23 protein-coding genes are annotated in these 26,041 nt (G+C 62.5%); 16 read left to right on the top strand and 7 right to left on the bottom strand.

Annotation, left to right across the window (positions count from 1 at the left end; genetic code table 11):
- Positions 1 to 165: 165 nt before the first annotated feature.
- The 5 genes from H7X45_RS02805 to ispZ are packed head-to-tail and all read left to right on the top strand — an operon-like array spanning position 166 to position 5,584.
- A complete protein-coding gene (locus H7X45_RS02805; RefSeq protein WP_187336046.1) occupies positions 166 to 1,797 on the top strand; it encodes a putative bifunctional diguanylate cyclase/phosphodiesterase in 1,632 nt (543 codons plus the stop codon).
- A gap of 55 nt (positions 1,798 to 1,852) precedes the next feature.
- The gene (gene dapF, locus H7X45_RS02800; RefSeq protein WP_187336045.1) at positions 1,853 to 2,659 is read left to right on the top strand and encodes a diaminopimelate epimerase; all 807 of its coding nucleotides are present in this window, start codon (positions 1,853 to 1,855) and stop codon (positions 2,657 to 2,659) included.
- The gene (gene mtaB / locus H7X45_RS02795; RefSeq protein WP_187336044.1) at positions 2,656 to 4,002 is read left to right on the top strand and encodes a tRNA (N(6)-L-threonylcarbamoyladenosine(37)-C(2))-methylthiotransferase MtaB; all 1,347 of its coding nucleotides are present in this window, start codon (positions 2,656 to 2,658) and stop codon (positions 4,000 to 4,002) included. Before dapF ends, mtaB begins: the two co-directional genes overlap by 4 nt.
- On the top strand, positions 3,999 to 4,928 hold the full coding sequence (gene ftsY / locus H7X45_RS02790; RefSeq protein WP_187336043.1) for a signal recognition particle-docking protein FtsY: 930 nt from the start codon (positions 3,999 to 4,001) through the stop codon (positions 4,926 to 4,928). The genes mtaB and ftsY overlap by 4 nt, the downstream gene beginning before the upstream one ends.
- A complete protein-coding gene (ispZ, locus tag H7X45_RS02785; RefSeq protein ID WP_187336042.1) occupies positions 4,925 to 5,584 on the top strand; it encodes a septation protein IspZ in 660 nt (219 codons plus the stop codon). Before ftsY ends, ispZ begins: the two co-directional genes overlap by 4 nt.
- A 188-nt stretch (positions 5,585 to 5,772) precedes the next feature.
- Here ispZ and H7X45_RS02780 read toward each other — a convergent pair whose 3' ends face one another.
- Positions 5,773 to 6,393 (bottom strand): superoxide dismutase, encoded by a 621-nt coding sequence (locus H7X45_RS02780; protein WP_187336041.1) that lies wholly within the window; start codon positions 6,391 to 6,393, stop codon positions 5,773 to 5,775.
- Between the two features lie 179 nt (positions 6,394 to 6,572).
- Between H7X45_RS02780 and H7X45_RS02775 the strand changes: the two genes are divergently transcribed.
- From H7X45_RS02775 to H7X45_RS02740, 8 genes are all read left to right on the top strand, one after another.
- Complete coding sequence (locus H7X45_RS02775; RefSeq protein ID WP_187336040.1) at positions 6,573 to 6,920, top strand: LapA family protein; 348 nt, start codon at positions 6,573 to 6,575, stop codon at positions 6,918 to 6,920.
- On the top strand, positions 6,917 to 7,591 hold the full coding sequence (pyrF, locus tag H7X45_RS02770) for an orotidine-5'-phosphate decarboxylase (RefSeq protein ID WP_187336039.1): 675 nt from the start codon (positions 6,917 to 6,919) through the stop codon (positions 7,589 to 7,591). The genes H7X45_RS02775 and pyrF overlap by 4 nt, the downstream gene beginning before the upstream one ends.
- Positions 7,592 to 7,710: 119 nt before the next feature.
- On the top strand, positions 7,711 to 8,355 hold the full coding sequence (locus H7X45_RS02765; protein ID WP_187336038.1) for a phosphoribosylanthranilate isomerase: 645 nt from the start codon (positions 7,711 to 7,713) through the stop codon (positions 8,353 to 8,355).
- 39 nt (positions 8,356 to 8,394) lie between these two features.
- Complete coding sequence (gene trpB, locus H7X45_RS02760; protein ID WP_187336037.1) at positions 8,395 to 9,633, top strand: tryptophan synthase subunit beta; 1,239 nt, start codon at positions 8,395 to 8,397, stop codon at positions 9,631 to 9,633.
- Positions 9,630 to 10,412, top strand: coding sequence for a tryptophan synthase subunit alpha (trpA, locus tag H7X45_RS02755; RefSeq protein ID WP_187336036.1), 783 nt, complete (start codon positions 9,630 to 9,632; stop codon positions 10,410 to 10,412). Before trpB ends, trpA begins: the two co-directional genes overlap by 4 nt.
- 24 nt (positions 10,413 to 10,436) lie before the next feature.
- A complete protein-coding gene (accD, locus tag H7X45_RS02750; protein ID WP_187336035.1) occupies positions 10,437 to 11,297 on the top strand; it encodes an acetyl-CoA carboxylase, carboxyltransferase subunit beta in 861 nt (286 codons plus the stop codon).
- A gap of 118 nt (positions 11,298 to 11,415) precedes the next feature.
- Complete coding sequence (locus tag H7X45_RS02745) at positions 11,416 to 12,732, top strand: bifunctional folylpolyglutamate synthase/dihydrofolate synthase (RefSeq protein WP_187336034.1); 1,317 nt, start codon at positions 11,416 to 11,418, stop codon at positions 12,730 to 12,732.
- A gap of 70 nt (positions 12,733 to 12,802) precedes the next feature.
- Positions 12,803 to 13,267, top strand: a complete 465-nt coding sequence (locus H7X45_RS02740) for a DUF6628 family protein (protein ID WP_187336033.1) — start codon at positions 12,803 to 12,805, stop codon at positions 13,265 to 13,267.
- Here H7X45_RS02740 and H7X45_RS02735 read toward each other — a convergent pair.
- Positions 13,264 to 14,613, bottom strand: a complete 1,350-nt coding sequence (locus H7X45_RS02735) for an AmpG family muropeptide MFS transporter (protein ID WP_187336032.1) — start codon at positions 14,611 to 14,613, stop codon at positions 13,264 to 13,266. The two genes, H7X45_RS02740 and H7X45_RS02735, sit on opposite strands and share 4 nt — an antisense overlap.
- Before the next feature lie 76 nt (positions 14,614 to 14,689).
- Here H7X45_RS02735 and H7X45_RS02730 point away from each other — a divergent pair, with 76 nt between their 5' ends.
- Positions 14,690 to 15,613, top strand: coding sequence for a pseudouridine synthase (locus tag H7X45_RS02730; protein ID WP_187336031.1), 924 nt, complete (start codon positions 14,690 to 14,692; stop codon positions 15,611 to 15,613).
- Between the two features lie 22 nt (positions 15,614 to 15,635).
- Here H7X45_RS02730 and H7X45_RS02725 read toward each other — a convergent pair whose 3' ends face one another.
- Positions 15,636 to 15,827 carry a hypothetical protein gene (locus H7X45_RS02725; protein WP_187336030.1) on the bottom strand — a complete coding sequence of 64 codons (192 nt, stop codon included), beginning with the start codon at positions 15,825 to 15,827 and terminating at the stop codon, positions 15,636 to 15,638.
- Between the two features lie 92 nt (positions 15,828 to 15,919).
- Between H7X45_RS02725 and rsmD the strand changes: the two genes are divergently transcribed.
- Complete coding sequence (gene rsmD / locus H7X45_RS02720; RefSeq protein ID WP_187336029.1) at positions 15,920 to 16,471, top strand: 16S rRNA (guanine(966)-N(2))-methyltransferase RsmD; 552 nt, start codon at positions 15,920 to 15,922, stop codon at positions 16,469 to 16,471.
- 29 nt (positions 16,472 to 16,500) lie between these two features.
- Here rsmD and H7X45_RS02715 read toward each other — a convergent pair whose 3' ends face one another.
- The gene (locus H7X45_RS02715; protein WP_187336028.1) at positions 16,501 to 17,082 is read right to left on the bottom strand and encodes a hypothetical protein; all 582 of its coding nucleotides are present in this window, start codon (positions 17,080 to 17,082) and stop codon (positions 16,501 to 16,503) included.
- Between the two features lie 212 nt (positions 17,083 to 17,294).
- Here H7X45_RS02715 and H7X45_RS02710 point away from each other — a divergent pair, with 212 nt between their 5' ends.
- Positions 17,295 to 19,577, top strand: a complete 2,283-nt coding sequence (locus H7X45_RS02710; protein WP_187336027.1) for an ATP-dependent helicase — start codon at positions 17,295 to 17,297, stop codon at positions 19,575 to 19,577.
- Between the two features lie 207 nt (positions 19,578 to 19,784).
- Here the strand turns inward: H7X45_RS02710 and H7X45_RS02705 are convergent, their stop codons facing one another.
- The 3 genes from H7X45_RS02705 to H7X45_RS02695 all read right to left on the bottom strand — a co-directional run bounded on the left by H7X45_RS02705 (position 19,785) and on the right by H7X45_RS02695 (position 25,977).
- Entirely contained in the window at positions 19,785 to 22,817 is a 3,033-nt protein-coding gene (locus H7X45_RS02705; RefSeq protein ID WP_187336026.1) for a beta strand repeat-containing protein, read from the bottom strand.
- A 158-nt stretch (positions 22,818 to 22,975) separates the two neighbouring features.
- Complete coding sequence (locus tag H7X45_RS02700) at positions 22,976 to 24,154, bottom strand: copper resistance protein B (protein ID WP_246449598.1); 1,179 nt, start codon at positions 24,152 to 24,154, stop codon at positions 22,976 to 22,978.
- Entirely contained in the window at positions 24,151 to 25,977 is a 1,827-nt protein-coding gene (locus H7X45_RS02695; RefSeq protein WP_187336025.1) for a copper resistance system multicopper oxidase, read from the bottom strand. Before H7X45_RS02695 ends, H7X45_RS02700 begins: the two co-directional genes overlap by 4 nt.
- Between the last annotated feature and the right edge of the window lie 64 nt (positions 25,978 to 26,041).

The raw sequence follows: 26,041 nt of genomic DNA, 5'->3' as shown, positions 1-26,041 counted from the left end.
AAAAGGCTGCCTAGCGATGCGCGTTTAGCGTGGTGCGCGGGCAATTGCAACGCCGATACGCGAGCGACGCGTCTGTAAGCTGTCAACGCAGTCTGACGTAAAGTTCTATTAACCTTATCTTCGGACGTTTCCGGCAAGGAGGGCTCTCACCGTCGGGGGACGCCCATGAATCAGAGTAACAGCAACAGCGGAATTCGCGCCACGCGAGGCGCTCAGCGCGACGTCATCGCCGGTGGAATCCTGTTTGCCGCCATCATCCTGTTCGTGGGAACCGGCGGGTCGGTCGTCTCCGCCGTGGTGCGTCAGCTGCAGGGTGTGGGCGAAACCGACAACCTGATGGTCACCGCGTTATTGCTGAATATTGCGCTCATCATATTTGGCTGGCGCCGCTACCGTGAGCTGATGAGTGAAATGGGCGAGCGGATCGCGGCGGAAGACCGGGCGAACAAGCTTGCTGTTACTGATCCGCTGACCGGCCTCGCCAATCGCCGCGGGGTCGCAGAAGATGCCGCGGAACTGTTCATGCAAGCCCGCAAGTCCCAACGCCAGCTTGCTTTCCTCATGCTCGATCTCGATGATTTCAAGCGGATTAATGATCTGTATGGACACGAAGCGGGCGATGCCGTTCTCAGCGCGATTTCTGCGCGCATGCGTGAGGTGACACCGCCTGAAGCGCTGCTGGCAAGGCTTGGCGGCGATGAATTCGGCTGCGTCATCCTCTATGATGCGGATGTCCCCGAAACGGTTGAGACGATGGCGTCTAGTCTGGTTGAAAGCATCGCGCGCCCTGTCGTCCATGAGAAGAACGCCTTCGATATCACCACCTCGATCGGCATCAGCAGCAGCAAGAGCGGCGCGGAAAGCGTCGAGATCCTGATGCGGCGCGCCGATATCGCGATGTATGCCGCAAAGCGGCTGGGCAAAGATCGCTTCGCCTGGTTCGAGCCGGGCATGGAGGACGAGCTCCATGCTCGCAATGATGTCGAGCTGGCCATGCGCCGCGGCATCCCGCTCGGCGAATTCATGCCCTATTTCGAACCGCAGATCGATCTTGCCAGCGGGCAGCTGATCGGGTTCGAGATGCTGGCGCGATGGATGCATGACGGCATGCTGGTGGAGCCGGACACCTTCATCGCCATCGCCGAAGATACCTCGTTGATCGAAAGCCTCTCCCTCGCGATTATGGAACAGGCCATGATCGAGGCGCGCGGGTGGCCAGACCATATCTCGCTGTCGGTGAATATTTCGCCCGTCCAGCTGCGCGATCCATGGATGGCGCAGAAGATCGTGAAGTTGCTGACCGAAACCGGCTTTCCCGCGCGGAGGCTGGTGGTGGAAATCACCGAAAGCTCACTATTTCAGAATCTGGAGCTGGCGCAGACGATCGTCACAAGCCTGAAAAATCAGGGCATCCGCGTGGCGCTGGACGATTTCGGAACGGGCTACAGCTCGCTGTCCCATCTTCGCGCTTTGCCGTTCGACCGGATCAAGATCGACAAGAGCTTCGTACTTTCGATGGCCGAAAGCGCCGACAGCCGCGCGATCGTGAAGGCGGTGGTGGGGCTTGGCGATAGTCTGGGTCTACCCGTCACGGCGGAGGGCATCGAAGATGCTGACACAGCGCACCGAATGCGCGAGATGGGGGCGGAGATCGGCCAGGGCTATCATTACAGCCGCCCCGTCGGCATCGAGGGCGCACGCCGCCTGCTGGGCGATTACGGCATGCCCATCATCACCGATGCGCAGCGCGAGACCGCGGCTCTCAGGGAAGATGACGAGCGCCGCGCCGCCGGTTGACCTGATGCCCCGGCACCGCTGGACTTGAGAGCCCCGCGAACCTAAAGCGCGGGCCATGCACAATGGCCGCTTTCACAAGATGCACGGGCTCGGCAACGACTTTGTCATCGTCGATGCGCGCGAAGAGGATTTCGCACCCTCCCCGGCCATGGCCGCCGCCATCGCCGATCGGCATCAGGGCATCGGCTGCGACCAGCTTATCGTGCTGGAACAGAGCGAGCAGGCAGACCTGCGCATGCGGATCTACAATGCGGACGGCAGCGAGGCGGCGGCTTGCGGTAACGCCACGCGCTGCGTGGTGGCGCTGATCGGGCGCGACATCGAAATCGAAACCAGTGCCGGAACGCTTCAAGGAATAACCGGTGATCTGCCGGACGTGTCGATGGGCGTTCCGCGTTTCGGCTGGGAAGACATTCCGCTGGCTTATGCCGTCGATACCGCCGCGATGCCCGTCGGCTACGGCCCGCTGGAGCATCCGATGGCGGTGAATATCGGCAACCCCCACGCCATATTCTTCGTCGATGATGTGAACGCGGTCGATCTCGCCACCCTCGGGCCGGAGATCGAGCATGATCCGCTGTTTCCGGCGCGCGTTAATGTGAATGTCGCCGCTATCCGCGCCGACGGGGGCATCGACCTGCGGGTGTGGGAGCGGGGTGCGGGGCTGACGCTCGCCTGCGGCTCGGGTGCCTGCGCAACGGGCGTTGCGGCCATCCGGCAGAGAAAGGCACAAAGTCCGGTCGCGGTGCATCTGCCCGGCGGCATCCTTACCATTTCCTGGGCCGAGGGCGAAGCGGTGCGGATGAGCGGCCCGGCCACCTACGTCTATGACGGACGCACTGACTGGAGCCGCTTCGCATGACCGAGACGATCTCGCTCGGCTGCCGGCTCAACATTGCCGAAAGCGACGCGATTGCCGCATCGCTCGGCACGCGTGACGATCTGATCGTGGTGAACAGCTGCGCGGTCACGAACGAAGCCGTGCGCCGCACCCGGCAAGCCATCCGGCGCGCCCATAAGCGCCGCCCGGATGCGCGGATTGTCGTGACCGGCTGCGCCGCACAGATTGCGGCGCAGGATTTTGCGGAAATGCCGGAAGTCACCCGCGTGATCGGCAATGCGCGGAAGGCAGATGCCAGCCTTTACCCTCGCCCAGCATCCTTTAGTCCCGAGCTTGTCGAAGGACGTGCATCGGGCGGGGACTTTTCAGCCGCCGAGAACCGCCCTTCAACAAGCTCAGGGCTTACGGCTCTGAGTTTGGAGACGGAAGCCAAGATCCGCGTGAGCGATATCATGGCTGTACGCGAGACCGCGCCGCATCTGGCCGCCAGCTTCTCGGACCGCGCCCGCGCCTTCGTCGAAGTGCAGAATGGATGCGATCATCGCTGCACCTTCTGCATCATCCCCTATGGTCGCGGAAACAGCCGATCGGTGCCCGCGGGAGCGGTCGTAGACCGCGTCAAAGCGCTGGTGGACGACGGCTTTGCCGAGATCGTGCTGACCGGCGTGGATGTTACCAGCTTCGGTGCCGATTTGCCCGGCACGCAAAATCTCGGCCAGCTTGTCGAGCGCATTCTTACCGCCGTGCCGTCCCTGCCCCGCCTGCGCCTGTCGTCGCTCGACGGGATCGAGGTCGACGACCGGCTGTTTGCGCTGCTGACCCAGGAACCGCGCGTGATGCCGCATATCCATCTCTCGCTGCAGGCGGGCGACGACATGATCCTGAAGCGCATGAAGCGCCGCCACAGCCGCGCGCAGGCAATCGACCTTGTCCAGCGTCTAAAAGCAGCGCGGCCCGACATCGCGGTCGGCGCGGACATCATCGCAGGCTTCCCCACGGAAACCGAGGCGATGTTCCAAAACAGCCTGCGGATCGTGGAAGAGTGCGAGATCGTCCACGGCCATATCTTTCCTTATTCGGCGCGCACCGGCACCCCTGCCGCGCGAATGCCACAGGTGAACGGAACCGCAATCAAACAGCGCGCCGCGCAGCTGCGCCAGGCGGTGGAGCGCCGCCGCGCGACATGGCTTGGCTCGTTGATCGGCAGCGTTCAGCCCGTGGTGGTGGAGAAGGACGGACACGGGCACGCACCAAATTTCGCCCGGCTGCGCGTCCCCAAGGATCAGCAATCGCGGATCGGCAGCATCGTGCCGCTGCGCGTCACCGACATCGATAACGAAACCCTCATCGGAGAAGCAGCATGAGCAGCAAGCCGAGCTGGCGCGACCGGCTGTTCGGTGGCCTGAAGGGCACCAGCCAGCGCCTTAGCGGCAACCTAGCCGGCATTGTCGGTGCTGGGCGGCTGGAAGCACAGGACCTCGACCAGATCGAGGACGCGCTGATCATGTCCGATCTTGGCCCCGAAACCGCCGCGCAAATCCGCGACAAATTGGCCGCCGAACGCTTCGAGGGCGGCGTGACCGAATATGCCGTCATGCAGGTGGTAGAGCGAGAGATCGCCGCCATTCTGCGCCCCGTGGCCGAGCCGCTGGAGATCGACGCCTTCCCGCGCCCGCAGGTGATCCTGGTCATCGGCGTCAATGGATCAGGCAAAACCACCACCATCGCCAAGCTCGCGCATAATTTTGTGGAGCAGGATTATGGCGTCATGCTGGCGGCGGGCGACACGTTCCGTGCAGCCGCGATCGGCCAGCTGAAGATCTGGGCGGACCGGATCGGTATCCCGATCATCAGCGGCAAGGAAGGCGGCGACGCGGCTGGCATCGTCTACGACGCTGTAAAAGAAGCAACCGCGACGGGCATCGACGTGCTGATCGTCGACACGGCGGGCCGCCTACAGAACAAGCGCGAGCTAATGGACGAACTGGCCAAGATCCGCCGTGTGCTGGGCCGTCTTAACCCGGAAGCACCGCATGATGTCGTGCTCGTGTTGGACGCCACCACCGGGCAGAACGCGATCAATCAGATCGAGACGTTCAAGGAAGTGGCGGACGTCACCGGCCTTGTCATGACCAAGCTGGACGGCACCGCGCGCGGCGGCGTGCTGGTGGCGGCAGCCAAAACGCAGGGTCTGCCGATCCACGCGATCGGCGTCGGCGAGACGCTGGACGACCTGAAACCCTTCGATCCGGACGAACTGGCGGCTGCGATCGCCGGGGACACGCAGTGACCGACGCGCACGGCCCCGCCGCGGCAACCGATGCCGCGCCGCCAAGGAAGAAGAATGGCCTTCTCAGCTTCGCGCTCGATTTCGGGCCGTTGCTCTTGTTCTTCCTGTCCTATCGCCTGTTCGATCCGGGCGACAATCCGGTGTCCGCCGCGGTCTATTCGACCGGGGTGTTCATGCTCGCGATCGTCGTAGCGCTAATCTTGTCGCGCGTGCTCTTGGGCAAAATATCGCCGATGCTTTGGCTATCGGCGATCCTCGTCATCGGCTTTGGCGGCTTGACCATCTATTTCGGCGATCCTGCGTTCATCCAGCACAAGCCGACCGGCATCTACGCGCTCTTTGCTATCACCATCTTCATCGGGCTGCTTCGGGGCAAACCGGCAATCCGCTATTTGCTGGAATATGCCTTCGAAGGACTGTCGCACGAAGGCTGGATGAAGCTGTCGCGCAACTGGGCGCTGTTTTTCCTGTTCCTCGCCATCGCAAACGAGGCAATCATAGCGCTGTTCGATTTCGATACCTGGCTGACTCTGAAGGTGTGGGGCGTCACGGCGCTTACGCTGATCTTTGCGGTTGCCAACGTGCCCATGCTGATGCGCCACGGCCTGAAAGTGGATGACGAGGAGGAAGCGGTCGAAGTCCCGCCGCAGGGGTGAACCTGACCTCGGTACGATATTCTGTTTGCCCGGCTTATTGCGAAGGACCGCCTTTGCTCTCCCTTCTCGCTGCGGGGAGGAAGAGGACGACGCTTCAACAAGTTCGACCTGAACGGAGCTGACCGAGCCTGTTGATAGAAAAAGGGCCGCCCCGCGGGACGGCCCTTCCTGCTTTACTAGGGTAAGGCTCAGGCGCTCTGGTCGGCCCGCTCGATGCCCTTGCCGTCGAGATTCTTCCCGACGAAATCCCAATTCACGACGTCCAACAGTGCGTCGACATAGTCGGGGCGCGCGTTCTGATAGTCGAGATAATAAGCATGCTCCCACACATCGAGCGTGAACACAGGCTTTTTGCCCTGATGCGCGATGGGGGTGTCGGCGTCATGGAAGCTGGTGATTTCCAGCTTGTCGCCATCCAGCACGAGCCATGCCCAGCCGCTGGCGAAGTGACCGGTCGCCTCTTCCTTGAACTTCTTCTTGAAGTCTTCGACCGAACCGAAATCGCGCTCCAGCGCGTCCTTCAGCTCACCAGACGGTTTGCCGCCTTCCGGTGCCAGGCATTCCCAGTAGAAGCTGTGGTTCCAAACCTGCGCGCTGTTGTTGAACAGGCCGTTGTCGCCCTGGCTCTTGGCGTGAAGGATTACTTCGCTCAGCTTCGGGCTGGACAGGCCGGTCTTCTCGATCGCGGCATTGGTCTTGTCGACATACGCCTTGTGATGCTTGCCGTGATGATAATCGAATGTGTCTTCGCTGATCGTGTCGCCGAAGGCGGTCTTCGCATAGGGAAGATCGGGAAGCGTGAAAGCCATGGGGGATTCTCCGTTTTCGTGTCGAGACTGAACTGTCGTCCCGTCAATGGGAGAGCGAGCCGTTTGTTCCGGCGCGGCAACGACTTGCGAGCCATTCTCAATAGTGCCCCGACCTAGCACTGGCGCTTTGATCTGCGCTTTCCTATGCTCGCGGCGTCGAATGTGCGGAGGCAGATGGAATGCAGTTTCTGAAGACCCTTTTTTGGGTGGCGTTGGCAGTGGCGCTGGTGGTGTTCTCGGCCAATAATTGGGAGCCGGTGTCGATCGGGCTGTGGGGTGGCCTGCGCATGGATACCAAGCTGCCCGTGCTGGTGATCGGCGCGTTTCTGGTCGGTTTCCTGCCTCTCTACCTTGTCTATCGCACCATGCTCTGGCGGATGCGCCGCCGTATCGCGACGCTTGAGGCCGCAAACCGCCCTGTCACGACGCGCTATGACCGCGAGACCGCTCCCCTCAGCGAACCGGCAAGGCCCGCATCGACCATTGACCGGGAGACGGATATCCAACGCGGGCCTGCCGCAATATGACCAACCCGCTCTACGCCGCGATCGACACCCCCTATCTGGATCACGCCTGCGATCTGGCCAGAAAACTGAAAGGTCAGGTCGGCGGCCTGAAGCTGGGCCTGGAGTTCTTCTGCGCCAACGGCCATCATGGCGTGCATGAGATCGCCCATTTCGGGATGCCGATTTTTCTCGACCTCAAGCTGCATGATATACCCAACACCGTCGCGAAGGCGATGCAGGCTATTCATGTGCTGGAGCCGGCTATCGTCACCGTTCACGCCTCGGGCGGCCGCGCGATGATGGAGGATGCGAAGGCCGCGGCCGGCGTTTCCACGAAGGTGGTGGCGGTGACGCTGCTCACCAGCCTCGACGAAGAAGACATGGCGTCCACCGGCATCAGCGGATCGCCTCACGATCAGGTCCGCCGCCTCGCCGATCTGGCGGCAGAGGCCGGGCTCGACGGGATCGTGTGTTCGGGCCATGAGGTGAAGGCCGCGCATCAGGCGTGGAAGGACGGCTTTTTCGTGGTACCAGGCCTGCGTCCGGCCAATGGCGAAGAAGGCGATCAGAAGCGCACCGTCACGCCGCGCGCTGCACGCGATGCGGGCGCTTCCGTATTAGTCGTCGGCAGGCCGATTACCAAGGCCGATGACCCCGCCGCCGCCGCGCGCGCCATCTCGGGCACGCTGTAACCACCGTTTGGGCGCTGCGCGTAATTCGCGCCACCTTTGCAATCTTACGCGTGGCCCTACATGGGAACGCGTGACCGGCTCCGCTTCTGTCGAGGCCACCAAGTTTGCGAGATAAGTTCATGACCGACATTAAAATCTGCGGCCTATCCACCCGAGACAGCTTTGACGCTGCAATCGACGCAGGCGCGACCCATGTCGGGCTCGTCCATTTCGAACCCAGCCCACGCCACGTCTCGCTGGAAGACGCCGCAAAGCTCCGCCGCCGCGCACCGGGCGACGTCAAGGTGGTGCTGCTGCTCGTCAACGCCGATCCGATGGCGACTGCAAAGGCGGTGCAGGAAGTGCAGCCCGATGTAATCCAGTTTCACGGGCGGGAGGCGCCGCAATGGCTCGCCGCACTGCGCGGCAAGCTGCCGATGGAAATCTGGAAGGCGTTCGGCGTGCGCGATGCCCAGCAGATCGCCAATGCCTATCAGTTCGATCAGGCTGCGGACCGCATGCTGTATGATGCGCCCGCCAAGAAGCTGCCGGGTGGCAATGGCGAGGGGTTCGACTGGTCGATCGTTGCCGAGCACGATCATCATCTGCCCTGGGGGCTTGCCGGCGGTCTTGATCCCGAAAACGTCGTCGAGGCGATGGCTACCACAGGCGCGCCGCTGGTCGATGTGTCTTCCGGCGTGGAAAGTGCGCCCGGCGTCAAGGATGTGGACTTGATCCGGCGCTTCTGCGAAGCGGTCCGCGCGTTCGACGCCCCGCGAAACTAGGATCGTTCGAATATTAAAGCGAACGAACAAGATGGTGATATGACCGAGACTCCTCTCCCCAACGGCTTCCGCTCCGGCCCGGACGAGCGCGGCCATTTCGGCGCCTATGGCGGCCGCTATGTCGCCGAAACGCTGATGCCACTGATCTTGGATTTGGAGCGCGAATATCGCGCCGCCAAAGAGGATGCTGCTTTCAAGGCCGAGTTCGACGATCTTCTTGCAAACTATGTCGGCCGCCCCTCCCCGCTTTATTATGCCGAGCGGCTGACGGAACATGTTCGCGAAAGCGCCCCTGCCGGCAAGGGCGCGCAAATCTGGTTCAAGCGCGATGAGCTGAACCATACCGGCGCGCACAAGATCAACAATTGCGTCGGCCAGATCCTGCTCGCGCGCCGCATGGGCAAGACGCGGATCATCGCGGAAACTGGCGCGGGCCAGCACGGCGTGGCCACCGCCACCGTCGCCGCGCGCTTCGGCCTGCCCTGCGTCATCTACATGGGCGCGCGCGACATGGAGCGGCAGGCGCCCAATGTCTTCCGCATGAAGCTGCTCGGCGCCGAGGTGATCGGCGTCGAGAGCGGCGCGCGCACGCTCAAGGACGCGATGAATGAGGCGCTGCGCGATTGGGTCGCGAACGTCCACGACACCTTCTACATCATCGGCACCGCGGCTGGCCCGCACCCCTATCCGGAGCTGGTCCGCGACTTTCAGAGCGTGATCGGCACCGAAGCCAAGGCGCAGCTGCAGACGCGCACCGGCCGCCTGCCCGATCTGCTGGTCGCCGCGATCGGCGGGGGCAGCAATGCGATCGGCCTGTTTCACCCGTTCCTCGACGACCCAGACGTGAAGATGCTCGGCGTGGAAGCAGCGGGCGAAGGCCTGGAGAAAAAGCACGCCGCCAGCCTCGCAGGCGGCGCGCCCGGCATCCTTCACGGCAACAAGACCTATCTCTTGCAGGATGAAGACGGCCAGATCGCCGAGGCACATTCGATCAGCGCCGGCCTCGATTATCCCGGCATCGGCCCGGAACATAGCTGGCTGAAAGATTCGGGCCGCGTCGATTATGTGTCCGCCACCGACGAGGAAGCGCTCAGCGCGTTCCAGCTGCTCTGCAAGACCGAGGGCATCATTCCTGCGCTGGAGCCGGCTCATGCCATCGCCAAGGTAATCGAAGCTGCGCGCGACATGGACGAGGACCGGATCGTCCTCGCCAATCTCTGCGGCCGCGGAGACAAGGACATCTTTACCGTGGCTGACGCGCTGGGTGTGGCAATATGACCCGCATCCCCGACGCCTTCGCCAAGACCCACGCCGCGCTCGTCTGCTTCGTTACGGCGGGCGATGGCGATACCGCCGCGAACCTCGATGCGCTCGTCGAAGGCGGCGCGGACGTGATCGAACTGGGCATGCCGTTCACCGATCCGATGGCCGATGGCCCGGCGATCCAGGCGGCAAACCTGCGCAGCCTGGCCAAGGGCACCACCACCGCGGATATCCTGAACATCGCGCGCGCTTTCCGGCAGCGTCATCCCGAGGTGCCGCTGATCCTGATGGGTTACGCCAATCCGATGGCACGGCGCGGACCCGAATGGTTTGCCGAGGCAGCGTCCGAAGCGGGCGTCGATGGCGTGATATGCGTCGATCTGGCGCCTGAAGAGGACGCCGAACTTGGTCCCGCACTGCGCGAAAAGGGCATTGCACCGATCCGCCTTGCCACGCCCACCACCGATGAACATCGCCTGCCCACCGTGCTCGATGGCGCCAGCGGCTTCCTCTATTATGTCTCCGTCGCCGGCGTCACCGGCAAGCAGCAGGCGACCGGCGGCAGCATCGGCGAAGCGGTGGCAAAGCTGAAGGCGGCCACGGATCTTCCGATCGCGGTAGGCTTCGGCATCCGCACGCCCGATCAGGCCGCCGAAGTGGCGCGCCATGCGGACGGCGTTGTCGTCGGTTCCGCCATCGTCGATTTGATCGCCGAACATGGCGACCACGCCCCGGCAAAGGTTAGGGACTATGTCCGCAGCCTCTCCGAAGCTATACGCTCCGCCCAAGCCTAATTTTTCAGCCGCAGGAATCCGCCCATGAGCTGGCTCAACCGCGTTCGCAACGCCATTCCCTTCGTCGCCAAGCGCGAGACGTCCGAACATCTCTGGCACAAGTGCAAGGGCTGCGGCGAGATGGTGTTCCTCAAGGAATATGAGGACAATCAGAATGTCTGCCCCAATTGCGGGCATCATGGGCGCATTCGTCCCGAACCGAGGTTCGAGGCGCTGTTCGACAAGGGAAGCTGGAAAATGCTGCCCACCCCGATGGTGCGCGAAGACCCGCTGAAATTCCGCGATTCCAAACGCTATGTGGATCGCCTGAAGCAGGCGCGGCAGGCCACCGGTGAAAGCGATGCGCTGATCAACGCGATCGGCGAGATCGAGAAGCAGAAGGCCGTGATCGGGGTGCAGGATTTCGCCTTCATGGGCGGGTCCATGGGTCTTGGCGTTGGCGAAGCGTTCATCCTGGGCACCAAGGCGGCGATCGAGAACGATTGCCCCTACATCATCTTCACCGCCAGTGGCGGTGCGCGCATGCAGGAGGGGATCCTTTCGCTGATGCAGATGCCCAAGATGACGGTGGGCGTGGAGCGGCTGAAGGCAGCGGGCCTCCCCTATATCGTCGTGCTGACCGATCCCACATCGGGCGGCGTGATGGCCAGCTATGCGCTGCTGGGCGATCTGCATCTGGCAGAACCCGGCGCCACCCTGGCCTTTACGGGCCGCCGCGTGATCGAAAACACGATCCGCGAAAAGCTGCCCGACGATTTCCAGACCAGCGAATATCTGCTCGATCACGGCATGGTCGACATGATCGTGGACCGCCATGATCTGCGCGAACGGCTGTCCACGCTGATCGGCTATCTGATGGCGAACCGGCAGGACAAGGCGGCGTAACCCGCTCGCTTAGCCTCACCAAGTCCGTTCGCCCTTGAGTTTGTCGAAGGGCCTTACTTCTTCGTCGCGTGAAAAAGCAGGGCTGCGACAAGCTTAGCCCAAACGGAGGTTGGGAAGATTGGCTAATCTCGACGGTGCCATCTCCTCCGATGCTGCGGTCCAGCGCCAGCTCGACCGGCTGAACGCGCTATCCCTGCCGCAGGGTCGCATCGGACTGGATGCAATGCGCGTTCTGATGGAGCGGCTTGGCCATCCCGAGAAGACCTTGCCTCCCGTCCTGCATATCGCCGGCACCAACGGCAAAGGCTCCACCGCTGCATTCCTGCGCGCCATGCTGGAGGCAGACGGCAAGCGCGTTCATGTGTACACCAGCCCGCATCTCGTGCGCTTCAACGAGCGCATAAGGCTGGGTGGCTCGCTGATCGAGGACGCGCTTCTTGCCGAATTGCTGGAGGAGGTGCTCGATCAGGCGGGCGATCTCGGTGCGAGTTTCTTCGAAGTTACCACTGCCGCTGCCTTCCTGGCATTCTCCCGAACGCCCGCGGAGGCCTGTGTGATCGAAGTCGGTCTGGGCGGCCGGCTCGATGCCACCAACGTCATCCCTGTCCCCGCCGTCTGCGGCATTGCCGCGCTAGGCATCGATCACGAGGCGTTCCTGCTGTCCGAAGAACCAGGCAGCCCGCCCGATCCGATGACCCGCATCGCCTGGGAAAAAGCAGGTATCGCAAAGACAGGGACACCGCTGGTCACACAGCTCTACGCGCCGGATATGATGGAAGCCATCGGTACAGTGGCAGAAAGCACCGGCGCCCCACTTTTCCGGCGCGGCGCTGACTGGACCGCAGAGGTTCGGGAGGGCCGGTTGCGCTATCGTGACGCGGCAGGCGTGCTGGACCTGCCCCTCCCCAGCCTGCCCGGTGGCCATCAGGCAGACAATGCCGCGCTCGCTGCCGCCATGCTGCGGCATCAGCGATCGATATCGATCGCGGACAGCGCAATCGCGCGTGGGATCACGGCGGCGCACTGGCCCGCGCGGCTGCAGCGCCTTCAGCCCGGTCCGCTCGCCAATCTCCTGCCGGATACGCGCATCTGGCTCGATGGCGGCCATAATCTCAATGCGGGCGAAGCGTTGGGCGATTTTTTCAAGACGCGCGGCGCGCCGATGCCCATCGTGATCGGCATGCTCTCCAACAAGAATCCGGACGCGCTGCTCGCGCATCTCAAGCCGACGGCGATCGTTGCGCTGCCCGTTCCGGGGCACGAATCGCATCCGGCAACCGCATTCGGTGGATATCCGGCGTCGGTCACCGAAGCGGCCGACATCGAATCCGCGCTGCGGCTCTTCATAGCCGATCCTCCGGAAGAACTGCTTATCGCGGGATCGCTATATCTTGCCGGCGACGTGCTGCGGCAAAACGAGCAGGCGCCAAGCTGAACTCCCAATAATTGCGATTGACTTGCAATAGCGTATGATGGTTCAAGGAGCTTCCAAGCAAGGAGGCTTCATGACCGACCGCCCACGCCCGAAATCCGATCAAGCGGATCGCAGCCATGCTGATGGCCCGAACGACCCCGCACCGCGCCACTGCCGCATGCTTCCGCACCCTGCCCCGGAGCACGAAACCACCCGCATGCTCCTGTTCGCGTTTCGGCGCATGGCGCAGCATGGCCTGCGCGATGCCGTCGCGGCGGAGAGGATGCTGGGCCACTTCGGTGCGCATTTCCGCGCGCCGCTCATTCTCCTACGCGCTTTCGTGCTGGAGCTGGCGCAGAAAGGCGAGCGCAACATTGCCATCGCGCATTGCTGCACCCCGCGCATGACGGCGGACGAGGCGGCGATCCTGGCCGTGCTGAACGATCCGGAAACCTCCGCGCCGCAGCTGACGGCGCTGCTGGGCGGCGCGGATGCGGCGCACGCCCGGCAGATCGCCGAATGTCTGACGCACCAACTCGCCGGAGCGCGCGCCTAGCTCTGCGCTTCGGGCTCCTGCACGGTCTCGTCGGTCTCGGTCCCTGCCGTACCGATCGATCGATCGACGAGGCCGGTGCGGATCATCCACCAGAACAGGATGACGCCCGGCAGCGCTGCCACCGTGGTGAGCAGGTAGAAATTGACGAAGCCCATGCCCTCGATCAGCGCCCCCGCCGTGGTGCCGGTCAGGAAACGTCCGACGATGCTGGCCGCGGCCGAAAGCAGAGCGAACTGCGTCGCAGTGAACTGCAGATTGCAGAGCGCGGAGAGGTAAGCGACCACGGCGACGCCGCCGATACCGCTGGCAAAGTTTTCGAACCCTATCGCTGCGGCCATCGCGGCATTGCTGTGGCCGACCGCGGCCAACCCTGCGAACCCGAAATTCGAAATCATCATCAGGATCAGGCTGATCAGTACGGATTTCTTCATGCCGAGGCGCGCATACATCACGCCGCCCACGAACACGCCGATCAACAGCGCCCAGAAACCGAGGCCAACATCGTACAGCGCGATCTCATCGTTGGAAAAACCGAGATCTTCGAACAACAGCCGGAAGGTAAGGTTCGCCAGCGTGTCGCCGATCTTGTGAACCAGCACGAATAGCAGCACCAGGAACGCGCCGGATCGCTTGAAGAATTCCGCTAGCGGACTGACATAGGCGATCGCCGCGGCCACCGGGCCCTTGAGCGGTTTCGGTGCCTGCCGCCGCGCTGGCTCCCCCATGATCAGGCCGGTGAAGAAGGCGAACAGGGCGAAGAAGCTGCAAGCAATATAGGCGGTGCTCCACCCTGCGCGCTCGGCCACCACTAGCGCGAGGCCGCCCGCCGCCGCCGCGCCGATGCGCCAGCCATATTGGCTCATGCCCGAACCCACGCCCAGCTGCCGCGGCTCCAGCAGCTCGATGCGATAGGCGTCGATCACGATATCGAAGGTTGCGCCCGCAACACCCACCAGAATTGCTGCGACGGCCACCTGCGCGATGTCCGCCTTGGGATCCAGCACACCCAGATAAATGATCGCCGCCATCACAAAGGCGGCGGTCAGCCACAGCCAGCTTACGCGCTGTCCCACCCGGCCAAGAATTGGCAGCTTGATCGCATCGATCAGCGGGGCCCAGAGCCATTTGAAATTATAGGCCAGGAAGGTCAGTGCGAAGGCGGTAACCGTGCTCTTTTCAATGCCTGACTGCGCGAGGCGCGTGGACAAAGTGGCCGCGATCATCGCGAACGGGAAGCCGGAGGAGATGCCCAGGAACAGAGCTGCCAGCGGCGCGGCTTCGGTATAGGGCCGCACGCCTTCCGGCAGACTGCGCCGCCAGCCTGTATATTCCACCGTTTCGGTCATGTACGCGTCCCCTTCGATGGCTTGGCGAGGTCTACCGCCTCTTGTCCGTTCGTCTCCCCTCGTCCATTGCGCGAGCATGAACGATGGACGCAAGCGAAATAGCGGCGACGGGCCGCGCGGGCCAGCAAAGCGGGATGGCAAGGACGCGCCCCGGCGATCGCCCAAGCGCGGAACCAAGGCCAGCGGTAAGGCGGCGCAGAAGGCTGCCGTCCAGCTGGGGCCACGCGAAAAGGCCGAATGGTCTCCGCTTGGCGGAGCCGGCGGCCCGCTGGACAAGACCAAGGACGAACAGCGTATCGCCAAGCTGATGGCCCGCGCCGGCGTGGCCTCCCGCCGTGAAGTCGAGCGTATGATCGCCGACGGACGCGTCGCTCTGAACGGCCAGATTCTGGAAACGCCCGCTACGCTCCTGAAAAATCTCGACGGGGTGACGGTCGACGGCAAACCGGTGGGTGAGCCGGAGGTCGCGCGGTTATTTGCCTATCACAAACCTTCCGGCCTGCTCACCGCCGCGCGCGATCCGGGCGGGCGCCCGACGATCTACGATCGCTTGCCCCCCAATCTGCCGCGCGTGATGCCGGTCGGCCGCCTCGATCTCAACACCGAAGGGCTGCTACTGCTCACCAATGACGGCGAGTTGAAGCGCTTGATGGAGCTGCCCAAGACCGGGATCGAGCGTACCTACCGCGCGCGCGCCTTCGGCGACATCAGCCAGGAACAGCTCGAAGATCTGATCGACGGGGTCGAGGTTGACGGCATGCGCTACGGCAAGATCGACGCCAATCTGGAACGGCGCACCGGCCGCAACCAGTGGATCGAAATGACGCTGACCGAAGGCAAGAACCGCGAAGTTCGCAAAGTGCTCGAACATCTCGGCCTGCAGGTCTCCCGCCTCATCCGCACGCGCTACGGCCCGTTCACGATCGGCGATCTGCAGCCCGGCGACGTCAGCGAGATCAAGCGCGGCGATCTGGAACGGTTCGTAAAAGAGCTAGGCTGAGAGCGAACGGAAGAGACCGGTCCTATCTGCGTCCGCGCTGCATAGCCTTGGCGATCGCCTTCATGGCGGCTTCGACGTCCACGTCCAGCGGCTCGGGCATTTCAGCTTCCTGTTCCGGTACGGCCTCGCGCAGCGCCTCACCGATCCGGCGCAATAAGGCATCAGCCTCTGACGCAGCTTCCCCGTGCGGAAAGTCCTTGCTGTGCGCGTTCATCGCCTCGCTCCCATGAGCAACTGCATGGCAGCGCAAAGGTTAACAGCCGCCCAAACTTGCGCGACTATCCACAGAAGATTAGCGGCAAAGCCATGAGGATCATTTCCGGACAGTATCGCGGTCGCAAACTCGCCGCCCCCAAGGGCGATGCCACACGCCCCACCGCCGATCGTACGCGCGAGGCGCTGTTTTCCATGCTCACGAGCCGCCTCGGCAGTTTCGATGACTTGGCGGTGCTAGACCTGTTTTCGGGATCGGGCGCGCTGGGGTTGGAGGCGCTTTCGCGCGGCGCAGCCTCCTGCCTGTTCGTGGAGCAGGACCGCGCCGCCCTCGACGCGCTGAAGGCTAACATCGCGGCATTGGGCGCAAGGAATGCGGAGGTTCGCGCCGGATCCGTCTTGGCCTTGGGGCAGGCCCGGCGCGCTTATGATATCGTACTGCTGGATCCGCCTTATGGCAGCGGCGCGGGGGGCGTGGCGCTGGATAAGTTAAACCGGCAAGGCTGGATCGCCCCATCCGCCTGGATCGCTCTGGAAACGGCGAAGACGGAAGCCGCGAATGCGCCCGGTTTCATAGTCGAAAGTGAACGCACAATAGGAAAAGGGCGGCTGACGCTGCTGCGCCCGCCGCCCTCCGACAGTTGATCCGGCCGTTTACCGGATCGATGTAAAGATTACTTGCGGCCCGGATTGACGCAATTGTCGGTCACCGTGCGGCTGCAGGTGGGATAGTCCTTGTTCATGGCGGACGCTGGCGGCTTCGCAGCGGCGCCGCTCATGGCTTCCCTATTGGTGCCCGAGCCCATGCTTCCGGCCGGCTTGCGCATGGAACTGTTCATATTGTTGCCCTGACCGGCCATCGCGCCGGTGGTTCCGCGGGTGCTCGCGGTCGCACCGGTCGTGCTCTTTGCCGGGGGCGTCGCGGGCAGGCCGGCAGCCTTACGAATCTGCATCCACGCCTGATCGCGCTGCGCCCGCGGCAGAGCCCAAAGCTGCGAACGCTGCTCTGCGTTCAGCGCGAAATACAGGCCCTTCTGCTGCAGATCCCAGCTATCGAAGCTGGCTTTCTGCTCCGCTGTCAGGCCATTGTAGATGGCCTGCTGCTGTGGGTTCATCGTGGGCGACTGCTGCTGCATGGACATATTGCCCTGCGCTTCCATCTGCCCGCTGGACATATCGTCGTTCTGCATCTGCGCATAAGCGGCCGTCGAACCGAAGGCCAGAATAGCGGCGCTCGTCAGTAGGATCTTTCTCATAATATCTCTCCGTCTGTGACGTCTGATTTCTTCCAACTCCGCCGCAACAACCAACGGATGCGAAACGAAGTTCCTCCGCCTGTCTGCCGATCCGGCCTGATTAGAGCTTCGACTCGAACGCCTTGCCGCAAGCGCTGCACAACTCATCCCCAACGCCTTTCACGCGCACGACGCGCTTGCCGCATGCGCGCACGTTCCCTACCTGTTCGCTTATGTCCGAAGCACCCGCCATCGATACCGCCCCCCTGCCCCCTTATGTCGCCAAGCTGAACGCTCCGCAGCGAGAGGCAGTGCTGACGACCGAGGGACCGCTTCTCATGCTGGCGGGCGCTGGCACGGGCAAAACCGCTGCACTGACCGCACGGCTTGCGCATATTATCCACTCCCGCCTAGCCTGGCCGGGCGAGATCCTGGCGGTTACCTTCACCAACAAGGCCGCGCGCGAGATGCGCGAGCGTGTCGGGCGTATGCTGGGCGATACGGTGGAGGGCATGCCTTGGCTGGGCACCTTTCATGCCATCGGTGCCAAGATGCTGCGCCGCCATGCCGAGCTCGTGGGCCTCAAATCCAATTTCACGATCATCGATACCGACGATCAGCTGCGGCTTCTGAAAACGCTGATCCGCGAAGCCAATCTTGATGAAAAGCGCTGGCCTGCGCGTAGCCTCGCATCGCTGCTTGATCGCTGGAAAAATAAGGGCCTCTCCCCGTCCGATCTGGATGAGGGAGAGAATGAGGCCTTTGCCAACGGCAAGGGCCGGATGATGTACCGCACCTATCAGGACCGGCTAAAGGCATTGAACGCCTGCGATTTCGGCGATCTGCTGCTCCACAATCTCGTCATCCTGAAGACGCATCGCGACGTGCTGGAGGGCTATCAGCGCCGCTTCAAATATATCCTGGTCGACGAATATCAGGACACCAACGCCGTCCAATATCTCTGGCTGCGGCTGCTTGCCCAAGCGCGCAAGAACATCTGCGTGGTCGGTGATGACGATCAGTCGATCTATTCATGGCGCGGAGCAGAAGTCGCCAATATCCTCCGGTTCGAAAAGGATTTTCCCGGCGCCAAGGTGGTGAAGTTGGAGCAGAACTATCGCTCCACCCCGCAGATTCTGGCCGCCGCGTCCGGGCTGATCGGCGCGAACAGCGGCCGCCTGGGCAAGACCTTGTGGACGGAGGGCGAAGAGGGCCCGAAAGTTAAGGTCGTCGGCGTATGGGACGGGCCGGAAGAGGCTCGCCACATCGGCTCTGCGATCGAGGACCGGATGCGCGACGGCGTTTCGCTGGACGAAATTGCCATTCTGGTGCGCGCCGGTTTCCAGACCCGCGAGTTCGAGGATCGGTTCATCCAGATTGGCCTCGATTACCGCATCGTCGGCGGCTTTCGCTTTTATGAGCGCGCCGAAATCCGCGATGCCATCGCCTACTTGCGCATCGTCAATCAGGAAGCGGACGATCTGGCATTTGAGCGCATTGTTAACACCCCCAAACGCGGCCTCGGCCAGATGGCGGTCGAGACCATCCATCGCGCCGCCCGCGCCGAGAATGTGCCGCTGTCGATTGGCGCGGCGCGCCTTGCCGATACCGACGAACTGACGGGCCGGGCCCGCAACAGCGTCGCCGCGCTCACGGGTGATATCGCGCGCTGGCGCAAGGCTTCGACCGAGCTTTCGCCGGCGGAGCTGGTCCGGCAAATCATGGACGAAAGCGGCTACAACGCCATGCTAGATGCCGATCGCACGCCCGAGGCCGCGGGGCGCAAGGAAAACCTGGTCGAACTCGCCCGCGCGATGGAGGAATATGGCAGCCTCGGAGAATTCCTGGAGCATGTCAGCTTGGTGATGGACAGCGACGCCGGGGCCGATTCGCCCAAGGTCACCATCATGACGATCCACGCCGCCAAGGGTCTGGAGTTCGCGCACCTGTTCCTCGCCGGATGGGAGGACGGGGTGTTTCCATCCCAGCGGGCGCTGGACGAAGGTGGGCTTGCGAGCCTGGAGGAGGAGCGGCGCCTTGCCTATGTCGCGATCACGCGGGCGCGCGAGACCTGCACGATCCTGCACGCCGCCAACCGCCGCATCTATGGCCAGTGGACCAGCTCCATCCCCTCCCGCTTCATCGACGAATTGCCAGCTGAGCATATAGAGGAAGAAAAAACCATGGCCGGCGGCGAAAGCCTGTGGCGTGCCAATTGGAGCGCGGAGGCGGATCCTTTTGCGAACATGTCCCGCGGGACCGGTCGCGGCCCCGGCTGGAAGCGCGCGGTGGCGGCAGGCGGCAGCGGAGGCGCCGACGGCAAACTCCCCGAAAATCACCGCAGCGCGGTCAGCCTGGGCGGCCAGGGGCGCGACGACGTAAGCGTGGGCATGCGTGTCTTCCACCAGAAATTCGGCTACGGCAAAGTGGAAGAGATCGAAGGCAACAAGCTGGAGATCGAATTCGAACAAGCGGGCCGCAAGCGTGTGATGGATACCTTCGTGGAGCTGGGGTGAGCGTCGGTGATCGGGCCTGTTGCAGACCGGGCGATACGAGCGCCGCGGCGGCCAAAGCGGGCATTGGACTTTCGCACCCAGGTGAGGCCAACGAATTTGGCGAAGCGCAGAAGTCCTCAGTCTAAATCGTTCAGCTTGGCTGCCCTGATTGCACAGTGGACGAGAGGGCCGCCGCTAGACGGAATCGGTGCGTGATGCCCATCTTCCTTAGAGCACAGCGACGCTGCTAGCTTCGACAATGGTGCCGGGAGAAAAAGTTGCAAACAAGATGGCCTCGGCCGAACCGTTTCCATCGGGATCGTAGAATAGCTGGCCGGAATCTTTGTCGTAGATGATCCGATGGTCGGCGGTGGTCGCAGCCTTGCCAGTAGCAAAGGCGCTGCCTGAGAGAGTTCCGGCGGCAAGTTTGTCGAAGACCGAGGAAGACAGCAAAATACGATCACCCTCGCTCGCCGAAAAATCTTGGATCATGTCGACATTGTCGCCGCCAAGCGCGGTGGTGAACGCGAACGTGTCCGCACCGCCAAGGCCGATGAGAACGTCTGAACCGGCGCCGCCATCAAGGACATTGTTACCCATATTCCCCACGATCTGCTGGGCGAGTTCGTTACCGCTCAGGTCGAGAGCTGCGGTATCGGCATGCGTTTGCGTCGAGAGGACCTCTACCGAAACGCCTGCGCCAAGTTTGTAGGAAGTACCGGTGTATACAGTGTCGAAACCTTCGCCTGCCACTTCGCGAATGGCGACTCCCGGATCGCCCACGACATAAATGTCATCGCCCTTGAGACCGATTAAGGTGTCGAGGCCGCCATTGCCATTGAGCACGTTATTGCCGAAATTGCCGATCATCTGCTGCGAATGACTGTTGCCGATAAGATCTATCGGGGTGGTATCGGCATGGGTCTGGGTCGAGACGTTTTCGACCAGCGCGCCACCGTTGAGCGCATAACTGATCGATGTAAGCACAGTGTCAATGCCCCCGCCCGGCCCTTCGACAATCTGGTCACCGGCGTTGGCGATTACATAGGTATCATCGCCCGCACCGCCCGAAAGCGTCGCGTTTTCAGCGCCGGTTGCGAAGATCAGGTCGTTCCCCGAGGTTGCCTCCAGCAGGCCTGCAGGCTTCGCGTCGTCGTTGAGGATGGTGACTGTCGCCGAGGTCGCGAGTTGAGTGAACGCCGCATCCCTGTAGAACTCGATAGTCACGGTCTCGTCAGGCTCGAACTTGGTATCTCCTTGAATGAACAACACGGCGCTAGCCGCGGTCTGACCCACCCCAAAGGTGGCACCGGTCGCGACGATATAGTCTTCGCCCTGAACCGCAGAGCCGCCAGCCACCTTAGCGTAAAGCGTTTGGGCTACTAAGATCTGACCTGCGGGCCGCGTGATTTGCACAATCGCCGCGCCGGTCATGCTGTTGCCTTCATCCACCGAAACGTTGGAGGCGGTATAATTGCTGTCGGTGTTCAAAAGCGGGGTCAATGCCGCCAGTTGGCCTGCCGATACGCCCGCCAGCGAAGAGGAATTGTCTATGGACGCGTTAGCAGACGCAAGTGTGGTTACCTGCTTGTCCAGCGTCGAACCACTCAGGACCGTTCCGAGAACAGTTTGTAACGTTTGAGCATTGGTCAGGTCCAGCGCACCGGCTGGACTTGCAACGATCTGATCAACGAGCGAACCAAGGAGGGTGGCTTCGGCATTCGCTGCGCCGCTTGTCTGCGCGCCCGCGGTGACGATGTTTACCACCATCGCTGCAAGTTTTTGGGCTTCGAGGGCAGCCGCACTCGAAGCTGACGCCGTCACCAGGTCCACGTTAAGAAGGTCCAGTGTAGGTGCTATGCCTAGGGCGGCTTTCAATGCGGCTTCGGCGGTTGCGGCATCGGTAGCCTGACTGTCCATATAGGACTTAATCAACAAGGTAAGGGGGTTCACAACGCCCGAACCTGCAGGGGCCTGCAGAGTGATTAGGTTGGGAAGGCCGGTATCCAAATTCGTACCGCCTTGCGCGACTATGGGGCCCGAAGGTGCCGTCGACCAACTGTATTGACCTGCCCCATCGGTGATCACCGACTGCTCTCCGGCGTCCAACGAACCGTTTCCATTGGAGTCCGCGAAGACGGTTGCACCGGAAATCAGTCCATCAGAGACCGTGCCTGTAGGGTCGATCTCGAGGACGAACTGCGGCACCGCTTTCTGACTCAGCGCGAACATGCCGTTCGACAGGATCAAACTTGCATCGGAGCGTGCATCGCCATCATAATCGAATTGGATAATGGTCTGGCCGTTATTGAATTCGTAGCGGACCTGTCCGGCGACGCCGGTGAATGCGTTGCGACCAAGAAAGGAATTTATCTGTGCGTCGTTCTGGGACGCCAAAAGGAGTGACTCGCCAAGCTCCAGATCCGTGATCGTCGTGCCGTCGATCCCTTTGACGGGAACACCGAAATCGAAATTGAAAAAGAAGTTGTCGATTCCCGCTCCGCCGGAAACGACGTCGGTTCCAAGGCCCGCAGCAAGGTAGAAAGAGTCGCTGAACTGCGACCCGATCAGGGTATCGTCGAAATTATCCCGGCTCTCTCTAATCTGGATCCCTATAGGTGAATTGCTCGCATCGATGCGCGAGCCCCCGGACGCCTCAAGGAGAAGAAATTCAGCATTTGATACGGTATCTCCGGCGACATCGATTGCAGAACTGGCTCCGGAAACAATGATGCTGCCGGTCAAGCCGGAAATGGTGACCCGGTCGAAACCGGCCCCCCCGTCTATGGTGCTGCCGCTCCCCGACACCCTTATCTCATCGTCGCCCGCACCTGCTGAGATAGAATTGACGCCTGAGCCGGCGTCGATCCGATCAACCCCTGCACTCCCAAAAATGGTGTCGTCACCGGAACCCGTATTGATATCGATCCCATACCGGCGGTCGAAACTTGACGGACCGCTCGGCAAAACGACCTGCGACGCGTCGATGGAATACGTCACAAGACTATTGAGGTAATTCATCTCGACCCGCTCGAAATTCGAGAAGGTCGTATCGATATTAAAAAGAGGAACGCTGACAGACGCCGAGCCGAATATGATGGAGACGATACTGCCGGGTGCTGGCGGAGGGAAACTTACGATTAGGCTGTCGATTCCTCCGGCTCCATCAAGCGTATCCACGCCGGGAGATATCAAGAATCTGTCGTCGCCAGGCGTGCCGACTAGGTTTTCGTTGAGACTGCTGCCAAAGAAAGTTGCCATCGCTAAACCCCCTATCTGCGCCCCGATGCTGCATTATATCATTGTTAACTACAAAGAAAGCTTTTTGAGAATCCGGTGCCGCTACATTTGGATGCACTTGACGCGGACGCCATGTCATCCTTGTCACCTTTCGCGCAGATTGGAGAGGGACCGCGTGATCAGAACCACAAGCGCACCCCGGCGACAAAGTTGGTCGCCGACGGACGCTCGCCTTCCGCGCGGGCAAAGTCGGCACTGCGACCTACACGCCATTCCTGTTCGATGCCTATATATGGCGCGAACTCGCGGGCGATTTCGTAGCGCAGACGCAGGCCCAGCTCTGCGCGGTCGAGCCCTGCACCGATGCCTAGTTCCGGCACGTCCTGCCCCGCGAAGTTGAACTCAGCGCGCGGTTGCAAGATCAGGCGCTGGGTGATGCGCTGATCCAGCTCCGCCTCGGCACGGGCGGTCAGATCACCAGTGTCCGATAGGAACAGAGCGGTATCGACTTCGAAGCGATAAGGGGCCAGCCCCTGAACGCCGATCACGGCGTAGGTGCGATCGCGTGGTGCGAAATCCTGCCGCAGCCCTGTCTGCAGATCGAACCAGGGGCCGATGGCGTGGCTCCACAAAGCCTGCACCTCGGCACGCTCGATCTTCTCGCCGAAGCTGCCCTCGCCCTCGCTCTTGTAGAAGAACTTGTCGATATCGCCGCCGTAGAAGCCTTGCAGGTCCCACAGATAGCCGGCGCGCCCATCACGGGCGCGATATTCGGCGCGGTCGGCCATGGACCAGAAAAAACGCTGTCCGCCATTTTCGGTTTTCAACTGCTGGCGGGAAGCCCGCATCGCATCGGCGCCCCAGATGGCGTCGGCGGCGCGAGCCGGCCCGCTGCCGGCGGCAGCGGGCGGTGGGGCTTCGAAGGTGGGGACGGTGCCGGTGGACGGAGCGCCACCAGCGCCGGGGGCGCCGGGGGCGGGCGCGACATTGTCGGCGGCCTGCGGCGTCATCCGGCTGTGGTCCACCGCGCCGTGATTCATTCTGCCATGATCTATGCCGCTGTGGTCCATGGTTCCGTGGTCCATGGTCCCTTGGCTCATGGAGCTGTGATCCATCGAGCCGTGGTTCTTGGCGTCATGGTTCATGGAGCCGTGGTTCATCGCACCGTGATCCATGCCGGAATGGCTCGAACCGGCATTATCCTTGGCGGTCGCTTTCCCGTCGGCGGTGTCGGCCCCGGAAGCGGGGGCCTTTTCCGGCTCGGCCTGCTGCATACCAGCATGGCCGCCATGGCCTGCATGCTGGGCCGCAACAGGACTGGCGGCGAGTGCGAACAGCAGAGCGATCGTGCGCGTCACGCCGCCGTCCCCGGCGCTGCGACGCTGACGATCTGAAACATCCCTGCGTGCATGTGATACAGCAGGTGGCAGTGAAAGGCCCAATCGCCGGGCTCATTGGCCGTCAGATCGAACTGCGCGCTGCCACCGGGCTGAACGATCACGGTGTGTTTCAGCGGCTGGTGCGCGCTGTCTGCACCATTCACCAGCTCGAAGAAATGGCCGTGCAGATGGATCGGGTGCGCCATCATGGTGTCGTTCACCAGCTTCACCCGCACGCGTTCATTATAGGCAAAGCGGATCGGATCGTCGCTGACGGCGGTGAACTTCCGGCCGTCGAAGGACCACATATAGCGCTCCATATTGCCGGTGAGGTGGATTTCCATGAAGCGCGACGGCGTGCGTCTGTCCGGATTGGGCGAAAGCGCGCGCAGCTTGCGATAGTTCAGGACGCGGTGGCCGACATCGGCCAGCCCGATGCCCGGATCGCCCATTTTATCGACCGGGTTCATCGAAACCATGTCGATCCCGGGGCCGACCTTGACGTCATCGGGCAGCAGCGCGGTGTCGCGCATCGCCATGCCAGACATGTCCATACCCGCCATGGCGCCATCTTTGTCCGAGGCGGCCCCATGATCCATGCCGCCATGGTTCATCGCGCCATGCCCCATCGCACCATGGTCCATTGCGCCGTGATCCATGCCCGCCAGGCCATCGCCGCCGCCCGTGGCTCCGTGGTTCATGCCCATGTCCGCCATCGTGAGCAGCGGAGGATCGCGCAGCGGCGGAATGGCGGCACGCGCACCGGGCGTGGAAGCGAGCGTCGCAACGGCCATACCGGACCGGTCCATCGCCTCGGCGACGATGGTATAGGCCGCAAGCCGGCCGGGCTCCACCAGCACGTCATAGGTTTCCGCCACCCCGATCTGCAGCTCGTCCACCTCCACGGGCTGCACATTCTGTCCGTCTGCGGCCACTACCGTCAGCGGAAGTCCGGGAATGCGCAGGTTGAAGAAGCTCATCGCCGATCCGTTGATCACGCGCAGCCGCACCCGTTCGCCCGGCTGGAACGCAAATTCCATGCCTTCCTTCGGGCCGCGGCCGTTGGTGAGGTAGGTATAGGTCGATCCGGTCACGTCCAGAATATCGGTCGCCATCATCCGCATGCGGGCCCACATCCGCCGGTCCGCGCCGCTCAGCGGGTAATCGTCGGTAGCGGTCGTCTGCTGATAATTGAAATAGCCCTCGCCCTTTTTCAGCTTGGCCATGATTTCATGCGGATGGCGGGGCGTAAATTCGCTCAGCAGCAGCACATAATCGCGGTCCGCGGACACCGGATCGGCGCCCTTTGGATCCACCACGATCGGCCCATAATGGCCCGTCTGCTCCTGCAGGCCGGAATGGCTGTGCCACCAATAGGTGCCGTTCTGACGTAGTGCCGGAATGTCGTAAGTGAATGTTTCGCCCGGGCCGATGCCTGGAAAGCTGACGCCAGGTACGCCGTCATATTGAAAGGGCAGCAGCAGGCCGTGCCAATGGATCGAGCTGTCGGTGTCCAACGTGTTGGTGACATTGATGCGCACCGGCTCACCCTCTTTCAGGCGAACGAGTGGCCCGGGCACGCTGCCGTTTACCGCAACGGCGTGGCCGCGGCGGCCCTGCACGATGCGGTGGCCCTCCCCGATAGTGAGGTCGATCTCCCGCCCGTGCACCTCGTCGAAGCCCGCACGTAGCAATCCGTCATGAGCCAGATCGCCGCCACGCGCCCAGGCGGGCGCCGCCATTGCGGCAGCGCCCAGAGTGGTGCCGCCGATAAGCTGGCGGCGCGACAGGGTGATCGGCATAAGAAGCGGTCCTCGAAACTTCAGACCGCTACATGCATACCCTTGGGGGGTATTTCAACTACGC

The sequence above is a fragment of the Novosphingopyxis iocasae genome, from assembly GCF_014334095.1.
In the GTDB taxonomy this organism is placed as follows: Bacteria; Pseudomonadota; Alphaproteobacteria; order Sphingomonadales; family Sphingomonadaceae; genus Novosphingopyxis; species Novosphingopyxis iocasae.
Note: the sequence above shows the minus strand (reverse complement) of the source record. Positions and strands in the feature narration are given on the sequence as shown.